The following is a 13,394-nucleotide window of genomic DNA, read 5'->3' as shown; positions in this document are numbered from 1 at the left end:
CGTGGTGCCTGGCATCGTCTGTGGACGGCGGTTCGACGGTGTGGGACACACCTCGTAGATTCCTCGTAGCGCTCGGCCGACCAGCGGGGCGCGACGACCGGTCCGACACCACCGACAGGGGTCCTCTTGCTGCACGTGCACCGCTCCGAGCGTGCCGAGGCGCTCGTGGCGCCGCTCGCCGCCGTGCTCGCCGAGGCGCCGGAGGACCCGTTCACGCCGGACGTCGTGGCCGTCCCGACGCGCGGCGTGGAGCGGTGGCTCGCGCAGCGGCTCTCGCACCACCTGGGCGCGGGCGAGACGGCGGGCATCTGCGCGAACGTGGACTTCCGCGGGCCGCGCCGGCTCGTGGAGCAGGTCGTCGCGGACCTCACGGACCTCGACCCCGACGACGACCCGTGGCGCCCCGAGCGGCTCGCCTGGTCGGTGCTCGAGGTGCTCGACGCGCACCTCGCCGAGCCCTGGGCGGCGCCGCTCGCGCGCTACGTCGGCGACCCGGGCGACGAGGTGCGCCGGGGGCGACGTCTGACGCTCGCGCGGCGGCTCGCGGACCTGCTCGTCGACTACGCGCGGCAGCGGCCCGAGGTCGTGCTCGCGTGGTCGGCCACGTCGCCGGAGACCGGCGACACCCCGGACGACCTCGCCTGGCAGCCCGAGCTGTGGCGCCGCCTCGTCGACCGCGTCCCGGCCACGGACCCCGCACGTCGCGTCGAGGACGCGGTCGCGGCGTTGCGCGCGGACCCGGCGGCCGTCGACCTGCCGCCGCGGCTGTCCGTGTTCGGCCCGACGCGGCTCCCGGAGGACGAGCTGCGCGTGCTGCACGCGCTCGCCGAGCACCGCGACGTCCACCTCTGGCTCGTGCACCCGTCGCCCGCGCTGTGGGAGAAGGTCGCGGCGTTCGACGGCGGTCCCGCCGCGACCCTCGACGCCGCCCCGGACGACCGCCCGGAAGGCGTGCGCACCCGACGCCGCGCGGACCTGCCGACGCTCGCGCGGCATCCGTTCCTCGCGTCGACCGGCCGCGACGCGGTCGAGCTCCAGCTCCGGCTCGCGGGGAGCACGTCGGTCGAGTCGCACCACGCGGCCGCTCCGGCTCCGCCGACGCTGCTCGGCACGCTGCAGTCCGCGCTGCGGACCGACGAGCCCGACGGCGCCCACGTGCTGGACCCGGCGGACCGGTCCGTGCAGGTGCTCGCGTGCCACGGCCGCGCCCGCCAGGTCGAGGTCCTGCGCGAGACGCTGGTCGGCCTGTTCTCCGCAGACCCCACGCTCCAGGCGCGCGACGTCATCGTGCTGTGCCCCGACGTCGAGACGTTCGCCCCCCTCGTCACGGCGACGTTCGGCGCGGTCCCCGAGCTCGGCGACGACGCGCACCCGGGCCAGCGCCTGCGCGTGAGCCTTGCCGACCGCGGCGCCGGGACGACGAACCCCGTGCTCGCGCTGCTCGCCACCCTGCTGCGCCTCGCGGACGGCCGCGTCACGGCGTCGGAGGTGCTCGACCTCGCGGCGAGCGCGCCGGTCCGCCGCCGGTTCCGGTTCTCCGACGACGACGTGGACCGCCTGCGCCAGTGGGCCGTCGAGGCGGGCGTGCACTGGGGCGAGGACGGCGCGCGCCGAGCGCGATTCGACATCAACGAGAGCGTCCGCCAGGGCACGTGGGACGCGGCGCTCGACCGCCTCCTGCTCGGCGCGGCGATGGCGGACGAGGACGCACGGTTCGTCGGGCCGGCGCTGCCGCTGGACGACGTCGGCTCGACCGACGTGGACCTCGCGGGCCGCCTCGCGGAGCTCGTCGCGCGGCTGACGGAGACGCTGCGCGCGCTCGACGGGGTGCACCCGCTCGCGCACTGGCTCGACGCGCTCGACCGCGCGCTCACGCTGCTCGCCGAGGCGCCGCCCACGGAGGGGTGGCAGATCGGCTCCGCGCGCCGCGTGCTGGGCGACGTGCGCGCGGCGGGCGCCGCGCACGGCGGGGTCGCGCTGCGGCTCGCGGACGTGCGCGCGCTGCTCGACGACCGTCTCGCGGGGCGTCCGACGCGTGCCGGGTTCCGCACGGGCGCGCTCACCGTGTGCTCGCTCGAGCCGATGCGCTCGGTGCCGCACCGGGTCGTGTGCCTCCTGGGCCTCGACGACGGCGTCTTCCCCCGCACCGCCGCTCCCGCGGGCGACGACCTGCTCGCACGGCACCCGGAGATCGGCGAGCGCGACGCGCGCAGCGAGGACCGGCAGATCTTCCTCGACGCCGTCGCGGCGGCGGGCGACCACCTCGTCGTCGTGCACACGGGCGCCGACGAGCGCACCGGCGCCGCCCGCCCGCCGGCGGTCCCCGTCGCGGAGCTGCTCGACGCGCTCGACCGCGTGGCGCGGACTTCCGACGGGCGCCCGGTGCGCGAGCACGTCGTCGTGCAGCACCCGCTGCAGACCGTGGACGAGCGCAACTTCATCCCGGGCGCTCTGGGCGTGCCGGGTCCGTTCAGCCACGACGGCGCGGCGTTCGACGGCGCCCGCCAGGCGCGCGAGACGCGTCAGCCGGTCGGAGCGCTGGTGGGCGCGCCGCTCTCGCTCCCGGCCGTGGCCGAGAGCGGCCCGCAGGCCGGCGAGGTCCCGGACGCCGGGGCGGACGCCCGCGCCGACGTCGAGCTCGACGACCTGGTCCGCCTGCTGGAGAACGCGCCGCGCTGGTTCGCGCAGCACACGCTCGACGTCGGGCTCGTGCTGGAGGAGGACGACGTCGAGGACCGCCTCCCGCTCGCGCTCACCGGCCTCGCGGGCTGGGGTGTGGGCGACCGCGTGCTCCGCGCCGCGCTCGCCGGCGTCGACCCGAACCGGGCGATGCAGGCCGAGTGGCGCCGGGGCCAGGTCCCGCCGCGCGAGCTGGGCCGCTCGGCGTTGCAGGAGGTGGTCCGCGCCGTCGGCCCGCTGCGCGTCGCCGCCGTGGAGGCCGCGCGCGAGGCCGACCTCGCCGCGGGCCGCCCGGTGAGCCAGGACGTGCTGAGCTCCGCGGAGACGGTCGACGTCCGCGCCGTGCTGCCCGACGGCCGCACCCTCGTCGGGAGCGTGCCGGGCGTGCACGGGGCGCGGGTCGTGCGCACCGAGTACTCGCGGCTCGGTCCCAAGCACCGGCTGCGCGCCTGGGTCCAGGCGCTCGCGCTCACGGCGAGCGACCCGGGCCGCCCGTGGGACGCCGTCGCGATCGGTCGCTCGTCCCGGGGCCCCGGCGTCGCGTGGTCCACCCTCACCCCGCCGGACCGCGAGACGGCGTCCCGGGTCCTCACGGACCTCGTGGCGCTGCGCGACGAGGCGGCGCGCGAGCCGTTGCCGCTGCTGCCCGACGTGTCGCTGCGCTACACGGAGGAGCGGCGCACGAGCGACGCGCGCGACGCCCTGATGCGCGCGGGCTGGGCGTGGAACAAGGGCTTCGAGCGCAAGGACCCGTACGTCGTCCTCGCGTGGGGCCAGGACCCAGCCCTCCCCGACGTCGCCGGGCTCGCCACCACGGCCGACCTGGGCCGCTTCCCCGACGACCCGACCCGCCTCGGCGCGCTCGCGCGCCGTGTGTGGGAGCCCCTGCTGGAGAACGAGCTGCGAGGTGCCCGGTGAACGGCGTGACGTCCCGGACCACGCCCGGCGGCGCCCCCACGCGTGGGGGCACGCCGGGGACGAGCAGCGCGCCCCGGCGCTTCGACCCGTTCGGCGAGCTGCCGAGCGGGACGGTCGTGCTCGAGGCCAGCGCCGGCACGGGCAAGACCCACACGATCGCGACCCTCACGACGCGCTACGTCGCCGAGGGCGTGGCCGCCCTGCCGGAGATCATGCTCGTGACCTTCGGCCGCGCCGCGACCTCGGAGCTGCGCGACCGCGTCCGCGAGCGCCTCGTCGCGACCGAGCGGGCGCTGCGCGGGGCCGCCCCCGCCGACGACCCGGACCCCCTCGTCGCGTTCCTCGCCGCGGTCGACGACGACGAGCTCGACCGCCGCCGCGAGCGCCTGCGCGTCGCGCTGTCCCAGCTCGACGCGGCGACGATCACCACGACGCACGGCTTCTGCCAGCAGATGCTCACCGCGCTGGGGACGGCGGCCGACGTCGACCTCACGACGAGCTTCCTGCCCGACGTCGCGGACCTCGTCGAGGAGGTCACGGACGACCTGTACGTGCGACGGTTCGCCGACGAGCCCGAGCCGATCCTCTCGCCGCGCGACGTGCGCGACGTCGCCCGGGCGGCCGTGAGCGACCACGGGGCGGTGGTCGCGCCGTCGGACGCGGCCGAGGGGTCGGTGGCGGCGGCGCGGTACGAGGCCGCGGTCGCCGCGCGCCGCGAGGTCGAGGCGCGCAAGCGCGCGATGCACCTGCTCGACTACGACGACCTGCTCGTGCTGCTGCGCCGCGCGCTGACCGACCCCGAGCACGGCGCGACGGCGGCCCGGCGGGTCCGGTCGCGGTTCCGCGTCGTCATGGTGGACGAGTTCCAGGACACCGACCCCGAGCAGTGGGAGATCCTGCGGACGGCGTTCCACGGGCACCCCGAGGAGTGCCGCACGCTCGTGCTGATCGGCGATCCCAAGCAGGCGATCTACGCGTTCCGCGGCGCGGACGTCGTGACGTACCTGCGCGCGGTCGAGGACGCCGCGGACACGGCGACGCTCAGCACGAGCTGGCGCAACGACGGTCCGCTCCTCGCGGGCCTGCACGCGCTGCTGGGCGAGACGGCGCTCGGCGACCCGCGCATCGTCGTGCGCCCGGTCGACGCGGCGCACCCCGAGCCGCGCTTCTCCGGCGGCGCGCCGGTGCGGCTGCGGCAGGTCACGCGGCGCGCCTACCGCCTCGGCGGGTCGTCCGCGCCGTCGGCACCGGACGCGCGCAGCCTGCTGGCCCGGGACGTCGCGGCCGACGTCGCGAGGCGGCTGGGGACCGCCGGCGGCGGCGGCGACCGCGTGCGCGACGACGGGCTCGGCGCGGCGGGCGACGACGGCGTGAGCACCGGCGGCGCGGGACGGTGGCGGCCGCTCGAGCCGCGCGACGTCGCGGTGCTCACCCGGACGAACGCACAGGCCGAGGCGGTGCGCTCCGCGCTCGTCGCGCTCGGCGTGCCCGCGGTCGTGTCGGGGCCGTCGAGCGTGTTCGGCTCGGCGGCGGCCCACGACTGGCTCACCCTGCTCGCCGCGCTGGAGCAGCCGGGTCTGCACCGCCGCGCGACGGCGCTCGCCCTCACCCCCTTCGTCGGCTGGGACGCGCAGCGGCTCGCGACCGCCGGCGACGCCGACCACGACGAGCTCGGGGACACCGTCCGGACCTGGGCACGCCTGCTCGCGGACCGCGGCGTGGCCGCGGTCGCGGAGGTCGCGGCCCGGGGAGGTGCGACCGCGCGGGTCATGGCGCGGGTCGACGGCGAGCGCTACCTCACCGACCTGCGCCACGTCACGCAGGCGCTCCACGAGGCCGCCGTCACCGACGGGCTCGGCACGGCCGCGCTCACGGCGTGGCTGCGTGCCCGGATCGCCGAGGTCGGCACCGTCTTCACCGACGAGCGCACCCGGCGCCTCGAGACGGACGCCGCCGCCGTCCAGGTCGTCACGGTGCACGCGGCGAAGGGCCTGGAGTTCGGGGTCGTGTACGTCCCGTTCGGCTGGGAGCGGTTCGAGTCGGACGACCAGGAGCTGTTCGCCTTCCACGACGACCACGGGCAGCGCGTCCTGCACCTGGGCGGGGTCGGCTCCCCCGGGTTCGTCGACGCCAAGGCACGCTGGCGCGACGAAGAGCTGGGCGAGGACCTGCGGCTGCTGTACGTCGCGCTCACGCGCGCCCGGCACCAGGTGGTCGTGCACTGGACGCCGACCAAGCGCAGCACCGGGTCCGGCCCGCTCACGCGGCTGCTGCTCGCGGACCGGATGCTCGGCGGCGAGCCCGGCCGCCACGCCCGGCCCGACGCGATGCGCGACGACGCCGTCCGGTCCGCGTTCGAGGCGCTCGCCGCGCGCTCGGGCGGGACGGTCGTCGTCGAGCAGATCGATGCCCGGCCGAAGGGCGAGCGCTGGTCGCCCGGCGCCCGCGCCGGGTCCGACCTCGCCCTCGCCGCCGCGACGCACCTGCCCGACCGCGAGTGGCGGCGCGCGTCGTACTCGGCCCTCACCGCGGCCGCGCACCACGGTCCGGTCGGCGGGATCGAGAGCGAGCCCGAGGACCCCGGTGTCCAGGACGAGCCGGAGGAGACGCCGGACGACGACGGGACCGGCACCGCGCCCGCCGTCGTGCCGGCCGGCCGCCCCGGCGCCGACGTCCCCTCGCCCTACGAGGGGCAGCCGGGGGGCACGGCGTTCGGCACGCTGGTGCACGAGATCCTCGAGTACGTCGACACCACGGCGGACGACCTCGACGCCGAGGTCCGCGCCCGGTGCGCGCAGGCTGCGACGGTCCGTGTGCCCGGGGTGGAGCCCGTGTCGCTCGCGGCGGCGCTGGGCCTGTCGCTGCGCACCCCGCTCGGACCGATCGCGGGCGGGCTCACGCTCGCCGACGTCGACCCGCGCGACCGGCTGCCCGAGCTCGAGTTCGAGCTCCCGCTCGCGGGCGGGGACGAGACCGAGGGCGTCACGCCCTCGACGCTGCGCGACCTCGCCGACGTCTTGCGCGCCCACCTGCCCGCCGACGACGCGTTCGCCCGCTACCCCGACCTGCTCGCCGCGCTGGCCGACGAGGCGGCGGACGGCTCCGGGGCGAGCGGAGCGGCGGGCGGCGGCGTCCCGCTGCGGGGGTACCTCACGGGCTCGATCGACGCGGTGCTGCGGGTGCCCGCCACGGGGCCGGACGGTCGTCCCGACCCTGCGGGCCGCCGGCGGTACCTCGTCGTCGACTACAAGACCAACCGCGTCGGCCCGCCCGGGGTGCCGCTCGCCGTCGGCGACTACCACCCGGACGCGACGCGCGACGCGATGCTCGCCTCGCACTACCCCCTGCAGCTCGTGCTGTACCTCGTCGCGCTGCACCGGTACCTGCGCTGGCGCGTGCGCGACTACGACCCCGACCGCGACCTCGCGGGCGGCGCGTACCTGTTCGTGCGCGGCATGGCCGGCCCCGACACCCCGACCGGTCCCGACGGCGCGCCGTACGGCGTCGTCGCCTGGACGCCCCCGCCGGGGCTCGTCGTCGCCCTGTCCGCCCTGCTCGACGGAGGTCGCGCATGACCACGACCCCTCTCGGCGCGACGGCGCCGGCCGCGCCCGTGACTCCCCCCGTGGACGAGGGCGACCCGCGCCTCGCCGTCGGGGTGCCCGCGTGGCTCGCCACGTTCAACGCCGCGCGCGTGGTCTCCGCGGCCGACCTGCGCGTCGCGCTGCGGCTCGGCCGCCTCACGGGCGAGCAGGACGACCAGGTGCTGCTCGCGGTCGCGCTCGCCGTGCGCGCGGTGCGCAGCGGGTCGGTCTGCGTGCGCCTCGACGACCTCGGGTCGCTCGAGCTGCCCGAGGACGAGGAGGCGGCGCGCACCGACGCCACGGACCTGCCCTGGCCGGACCGCACCGCGTGGGCGGCCGCGGTCGCGCGCAGCCCGCTCGTCGCGGTGGGCGTCGACGGGCCGGCCGACCGCCCCGCGCGCTGGGTGGGCGGCGCCCTGTACCTCGACCGCTACTGGCGCGACGAGCTCGCGGTGCGCCACGACGTGGACGGTCGGCTCGCCGCGGACGACCTGCCCGTGGACGGCGAACGCCTCGACGCCGCGCTCGCGCGCCTCTTCCCCGCGGCGGACGACACCCGGCAGCGCCTCGCCGCCGCGCACGCCGCGACGCGCCGGCTCACCGTCCTCACGGGCGGCCCGGGCACGGGCAAGACGACGACGGTCGCGCGCCTGCTCGCCGTCCTGCACGACGCCGCGCTCCCGACCTCGTCGTCCGCCGGCACCACGTCCGGCGCCGCGTCCTCCCCCGTACCTCCGGGCGCCGGAGGGACGACGCCCGCCGCGGGCACCGCTCTCGCGGCGGGCACGGTCCCCGGCACCGCGCTGCGCGTGGCGCTCGCCGCGCCCACGGGCAAGGCGGCCGCGCGCCTTCAGGAGGCGGTGCGCGAGGTCGTCGCCGGTTTCCCGGACCCGGTCGACCGCGAGCGGGTCGGCGCCCCCGTCGCCACGACGCTGCACCGCCTGCTCGGCTACCGGCCCGGCAGCAGCACCCGGTTCCGGCACGACGCGCACCACCACCTGCCGCACGACGTGGTGGTCGTGGACGAGACCTCGATGGTCGCCCTGCCGCTCATGGCGCGGCTGCTCGAGGCGCTGCGGCCGGACGCACGGCTCGTGCTCGTCGGCGACCCCGACCAGCTCGCGTCCGTCGAGGCCGGGGCCGTGCTCGGCGACCTCGTGCACCGCGAGCCGGTCGCGCCGCCCGCGACCGCGACCGTCGTGGTGGCGACGGCCGACGTCGCGCTCGCCGGCTCCCCGCCGCCCGCCGTCGGCGAGGTGGACGACCGCGCGGTCCTGGGCAACGGCGTCGTGCGGCTGCGCACCGTCCACCGCCAGGACCGCGACTCCGAGATCCTGCCGCTCGCGGCGGCGATCCGGGCCGGGGACGCGGAGGCGACGCTCGCGCTCCTGCGGGCCGGGCACGGGAGCGTCCAGTTCCTCGAGACCCCCGACGACACGCCCGACGACGCCGTGCTGGCCACCGTCCGCGCGGACGCCGTGGCCGCGGGCACGCTGCTGGTCGAGGCGGCCCGCTCGGGTGACGCGCCCGCAGCGCTCGACGCCCTCGCCCGGCACCGCGTCATGGTCGCCCACCGGCGCGGCCCCGCCGGTCGGGGCCGGTGGGCGGCGCAGGTCGAGGCGTGGGTCGAGGAGGCCACGGGCCACCACGCGACCGACTCTCCGTGGGTCGCCGGCCGGCCGCTGCTCGTCACGACGAACGACGCCGAGGTCGGCCTCTACAACGGCGACACGGGCGTGCTCGTCGCAGAACCCGGGGGCGCCGGCGTCGTCGCCGTGTTCGGCGACCCGCGCTCCCCGCTGCGGGTGCGCACCCACCGCCTCCCGCCGGTCGAGACCGTGCACGCGATGACGGTCCACCGCGCGCAGGGCAGCCAGTTCGACCGCGTCACCCTCGTGCTGCCGCCCGCGACGTCGCCCCTGCTCACACGCGAGCTCCTCTATACCGCGGTCACGCGGGCACAGTCGTTCGTGCGCGTCGTCGGTTCCGAGGACGCCGTGCGCACCGCGGTGACGAGCCCGGTCCACCGGGCGAGCGGGCTGCGCACCCCGCTGCCCGGCGGTCAGTCCTCCGCGCGCCCCGCCTGATCCTTCTCCCGCAGCTCCTTCAGCCGGCTCCAGGGCACGAGCACGATCCAGGCGACGGACGCGATCGCGGCGCCCATGATCATCGAGGGGACGTCCATGGCGACCATCCTGACAGGCGTGCCCCGACTCCCCAGGGGAATGAGGCTCGGGGGTCGCCGGTTGGCACCAGGGTGAGCACCCAGACCCCGCGCCTGTCCGTCCTCGACCTCGTGCCCGTCCGCTCGGGCCAGTCCAGCACCCAGGCGGTGCGGGCGTCGCTCGACCTGGTCCGCCTCGCGGACCGGCTCGGGTACGAGCGGTACTGGTTCGCCGAGCACCACAACATGCCCGCGGTCGCGGCGTCGACCCCGCCCGTGATGATCGCCGCGGCGGCGTCGGTCACCGAGCGCATCCGGGTCGGCTCGGGCGGGGTCATGCTCCCCAACCACGCGCCGCTCGTCGTCGCGGAGCAGTTCGCGGCGCTCGAGGCGATCGCCCCCGGCCGGGTCGACCTGGGCATCGGCCGCGCGCCGGGCTCCGACCCCGTCGTCACGCAGCTCCTGCGCATCACCGGCCCGACGGCCGACGTCGACCGGTTCCCCCAGCACGTGACGGACATCCTCGCGCTCATGAGCCCGCAGGGCGCGACGCTGCGCCTCACGAGCGGCCAGGTGTACGACGTGCACGCGACCCCGGCCGCCGACGGCGCACCGACCGTCTGGCTGCTCGGGTCGAGCGACTACTCCGCGCGCCTCGCGGCCGAGCTCGGGCTCCCGTACGTGTTCGCGAACCACTTCTCCGGTCAGGGCGTCGACGAGATCCTCGCGCTCTACCGCGAGGGCTACCGTCCGAGCGAGGCGTTCCCCGAGCCGCGCACGTTCCTCACGCTCAACGCGGTCGTCGCCGAGACCGACGACGAGGCCCGGGCCCGCGCGCTCCCGCAGGCGCGGATGATGTCGCGGCTGCGCACCGGTCAGCCGCTCACCGCGCTGGAGACCGTGGAGGAGGCCCTGGCGGCGCCCCTCGACGGTGCGGCCGGGCAGATGGTCGAGGACAGCCTGCGCCGCTGGGCCGTCGGGACGCCCGACGACGCCGCGGCCGAGGTCCGTCGGCTCGCCGAGCGCCATGGGGTCGACGAGGTGATGATCGTGCCGGTCGCGGCGTCGCGCGCCGACGAGGCGCTGGACTCCACCCCGGGCCGCACCCGCACGCTCGAGCTCCTCGCGGCCGCCCTCGCGGGCGCCCCGACGGCCTGACCCGCCGACCGCCCGTCGGGCCATCCACCCGCCTCGCTGCCGAACACGACCTGGCACGCGGTCGAACACGACATGAGGGTCATGATCCGCGGGATATCGACCCTCATGTCGTGGTCGGCGGGAGGCGGTAGCCTCGCGCGCATGACGACGACGTACGACGACGCGTCCTGGCACTCCGACGGCGAGGGGTACCCGCCGGAGGCCGGCCCCGCGGCGGGCGCGACGCACATCGGCATGTTCCTCGCGTGGGCGGTGCTCGGCGGGCGCGTCTCCGAGGGGCTCGCCGAGGAGGCCGCGGACGAGCTCGCCGCGCTGCGCGACCGGAGGACGACGCCCGGTGAGTTCGTGCTCGACGCGTGCGACGGCAGGCTCGTCGACGAGGACCTCGACGACGTCGCCGCGGCGTTCGCGAGCGCGTACTACGCCGGCGACGAGGAGGACGAGGACGGCGGCGGCCTCTACCTGGAGGACTACGTCGACGCGGTGAGCCCCGGCGACGGCGAGCCCGAGGACGTGTACCGCGTGCCGGACACGTGGGAGACGTACGACCTCATCGGTCCCCTGATCGACGCGCGCTTCTCGCAGTGGGACGACGAGGGGTGCCCGACGGTCCTGCGCCACCGCGCCTGAGACCCGAGATGACCGCGCCCACGCCCGTCACCCGGCTCGCCGCCGTGCTGCGCGCCGACAACCCGGGTCCGATGACGCTCGACGGCACACGCTCGTACGCGCTCCGGGCGCCCGGGTCGGCGACGTGCGTCGTCGTGGACCCGGGGCCCGACGACGCCGCGCACCTCGACGCGCTGGCGGCGGCCGGGCCGGTCGAGCTCGTGCTCGTCACGCACCGCCATGCCGACCACACGGCCGGGGCTCCCGGGCTGCGGGAGCGGACCGGGGCGCCGGTGCGCGCCGCGGACCCGGCGCACTGCCAGGGTGGCGCGCCCCTGCGCGACGGTGAGGTGGTCCAGGCCGCCGGGCTGCGCATCGTCGTGCACGCCACCCCGGGCCACACCGCCGACTCGGTCTGCCTCGTCCTGCCCGACGACGGCCCGGTCGCCATGGCCGGCGACCTCGCCACGGCCGGCGAGCTCGCCAGGGGCGGCGCACGCCCGGGCGACGAGACCCCCGCCGACCAGCCCCTCGGCGACGCGGCCCTCGGTGGCACCCGGTCGGGTGACGCCGCTGCGGGCGGCGCGGGATCGCCGTCGGGCACGACGGTCCTCACCGGGGACACCGTGCTCGGGACCGGCACGACGGTGATCGCGGCGCCCGACGGCTCGCTCGGTGCCTACCTCGCGAGCCTCGACGCGATCGAGACCGTCGCCTCCGCGGGGCCTGGCCGGACGACGGGGCTCCCCGGCCACGGGCCGGTGGTCGACGACCTCGCGGAGCGGGTGCGTGCGTACCGCGCGCACCGGCTCGAGCGCCTGGCCCAGGTGCGGGCGGCGCTCGCCGCGCTCGGGTTGGCCGCGGGCGCGGACGACGCCGTGGAGCGGGTGGTCGCGCGCGTCTACGCCGACGTCGACCCGTCCGTCCTCGGCGCGGCGCACCAGTCCGTCGCGGCGCAGCTCGCGTTCCTGGCGCGGGCCGACGAGCTCGCACGACGGTCCGCCCGAGGGAGGTCCCGCGCGCCCCGCGACCCCGGCTGAGCGGACGGCTGGTCGTGCGGCGAGTGTCGGTGGCGCCCGGCACGATGACGGGCATGACGACACCACGGCTCGGTATCGCGTTCGTGCCCACCCACGCTCCGGAGAGCCTGCGGCGGCTCGCCACCACTGCGGAGGAGGCCGGCCTCGACGACCTCTGGGTGTGGGAGGACTGCTTCAAGCAGTCGGGCCTGGTGTCGGCGGCCGCCGCGCTGGCCTGGACCGAGCACCTGCGCGTCGGCATCGGGCTCATGCCGGCCCCGCTGCGCAGCACGGCGATCACCGCGATGGAGGTCGCGACGCTCGCCCGGATGTTCCCGGGCCGGCTCGTCGCGGGCGTCGGTCACGGGGTCCAGGAGTGGATGGGGCAGGCGGGGGTCCGCGTCGCGTCCCCCCTGACGCTGCTGCGCGAGCACACCACAGCGCTACGGAGCCTGCTCGCGGGCGAGGAGGTCACGACGGCGGGGCGGTACGTCACGCTCGACGCCGTGCGGCTCGACTGGCCTCCCACGCAGCCCGTCCCGCTGTGGCTCGGGGGCGTGGGTCCCCGGTCGCTCGCGCTGGCGGGCGAGCTGGGCGACGGCCTGATCCTCGCGAACGCGCTCACCCCGGACGACGTGCGGGCGGCGGCCGCGGCGGCCCGCGCGGCCCGGGGCGGTGACCGGCTCGGAGCGGGGAGCGACCTCGATGTCCACGCGACGCTCATCGCGGCGACCGGCCCGGACGCGCAGGAGCGCGTGGACCGCGAGGTGCCGCTGTGGGGCAAGGAGGCCGGTCAGGGCATCGGCGCTGGCGGCGACGCCGCGACGATCGCCGCGGCCGTCCAGGCCCTGGCGGACGCGGGTGCGACGGCCGTCGCGGTCCAGCCGACCGCCGACGAGCCGGACGTCGAGGGGTTCGTCCGGTTCCTCGGGCGGGAGGTCGTGCCGCTGCTCAACGCCCGCTGACGCGCGACGCGTCGGTCGACCCGCCGGCGCGCTGACGCTCGCGGAGGCCGTGCATCAGGGCGACCACCGCGCACACCAGCGCGACCGCGCCGACGGCGAGCGCGAGCCGCACGGGGAAGGCGGCATAGAGGTCGGACACCTCACCGACCGGGAGCCCCCACTCGACGGCGGTCTCGCGCAGCTCGCCCGCGAGGACCCCGACCCGGCCCGGCACCCGCGACGCGACTGCGGCGACCCAGCCGAGGAGCTCGATGACGACGGAGGCCACGGAGTAGGCACCGGTCGCGAGGGGGATCAC

The 13,394-nt window shown here is 77.5% G+C and carries 9 protein-coding genes; 7 read left to right on the top strand and 2 right to left on the bottom strand.

The window, feature by feature from the left end; all coding sequences use genetic code 11:
• Nucleotides 1–135 precede the first annotated feature (135 nt).
• Genes recC through recD form a run of 3 tightly spaced genes read left to right on the top strand, consistent with a single transcriptional unit; the run spans nt 136 to nt 9,268 of the window.
• Nucleotides 136–3,597, top strand: a complete 3,462-nt coding sequence (recC, locus tag ACZ402_RS01125; RefSeq protein WP_375822768.1) for an exodeoxyribonuclease V subunit gamma — start codon at nt 136–138, stop codon at nt 3,595–3,597.
• Nucleotides 3,594–7,172: a UvrD-helicase domain-containing protein gene (locus ACZ402_RS01120; RefSeq protein ID WP_465272271.1), complete on the top strand. Its 3,579-nt coding sequence runs from the start codon at nt 3,594–3,596 to the stop codon at nt 7,170–7,172. Before recC ends, ACZ402_RS01120 begins: the two co-directional genes overlap by 4 nt.
• On the top strand, nt 7,169–9,268 hold the full coding sequence (gene recD, locus ACZ402_RS01115; protein ID WP_375822620.1) for an exodeoxyribonuclease V subunit alpha: 2,100 nt from the start codon (nt 7,169–7,171) through the stop codon (nt 9,266–9,268). Before ACZ402_RS01120 ends, recD begins: the two co-directional genes overlap by 4 nt.
• Here recD and ACZ402_RS01110 read toward each other — a convergent pair.
• Nucleotides 9,244–9,366, bottom strand: coding sequence for a hypothetical protein (locus tag ACZ402_RS01110; protein ID WP_255364885.1), 123 nt, complete (start codon nt 9,364–9,366; stop codon nt 9,244–9,246). The genes recD and ACZ402_RS01110 overlap by 25 nt on opposite strands.
• A gap of 72 nt (nt 9,367–9,438) precedes the next feature.
• Here ACZ402_RS01110 and ACZ402_RS01105 point away from each other — a divergent pair, with 72 nt between their 5' ends.
• From ACZ402_RS01105 to ACZ402_RS01090, 4 genes are all read left to right on the top strand, one after another.
• Complete coding sequence (locus ACZ402_RS01105; RefSeq protein ID WP_375822621.1) at nt 9,439–10,503, top strand: LLM class flavin-dependent oxidoreductase; 1,065 nt, start codon at nt 9,439–9,441, stop codon at nt 10,501–10,503.
• 141 nt (nt 10,504–10,644) lie between these two features.
• Complete coding sequence (locus ACZ402_RS01100) at nt 10,645–11,133, top strand: DUF7832 domain-containing protein (RefSeq protein WP_375822622.1); 489 nt, start codon at nt 10,645–10,647, stop codon at nt 11,131–11,133.
• An 8-nt stretch (nt 11,134–11,141) separates the two neighbouring features.
• Complete coding sequence (locus tag ACZ402_RS01095) at nt 11,142–12,152, top strand: MBL fold metallo-hydrolase (RefSeq protein WP_375822623.1); 1,011 nt, start codon at nt 11,142–11,144, stop codon at nt 12,150–12,152.
• A 53-nt stretch (nt 12,153–12,205) separates the two neighbouring features.
• On the top strand, nt 12,206–13,096 hold the full coding sequence (locus tag ACZ402_RS01090) for an LLM class flavin-dependent oxidoreductase (RefSeq protein WP_375822624.1): 891 nt from the start codon (nt 12,206–12,208) through the stop codon (nt 13,094–13,096).
• Here the strand turns inward: ACZ402_RS01090 and ACZ402_RS01085 are convergent.
• On the bottom strand, nt 13,083–13,394 hold the full coding sequence (locus ACZ402_RS01085) for a hypothetical protein (protein WP_375822625.1): 312 nt from the start codon (nt 13,392–13,394) through the stop codon (nt 13,083–13,085). The two genes, ACZ402_RS01090 and ACZ402_RS01085, sit on opposite strands and share 14 nt — an antisense overlap.

The sequence above is a fragment of the Cellulosimicrobium sp. NPDC030954 genome, from assembly GCF_055571305.1.
This window is presented reverse-complemented; position numbering and strand designations above follow the sequence as displayed.

Bases quoted from the DNA above. Each gene is read 5' to 3' on its own strand.
- recD (WP_375822620.1), top strand. From the start codon at position 7,169: ATGACCACGACCCCTCTCGGCGCGACGGCGCCGGCCGCGCCCGTGACT.
- ACZ402_RS01110 (WP_255364885.1), bottom strand. From the start codon at position 9,366: ATGGACGTCCCCTCGATGATCATGGGCGCCGCGATCGCGTCCGTCGCC.
- ACZ402_RS01100 (WP_375822622.1), top strand. From the start codon at position 10,645: ATGACGACGACGTACGACGACGCGTCCTGGCACTCCGACGGCGAGGGG.
- ACZ402_RS01095 (WP_375822623.1), top strand. From the start codon at position 11,142: ATGACCGCGCCCACGCCCGTCACCCGGCTCGCCGCCGTGCTGCGCGCC.
- ACZ402_RS01090 (WP_375822624.1), top strand. From the start codon at position 12,206: ATGACGACACCACGGCTCGGTATCGCGTTCGTGCCCACCCACGCTCCG.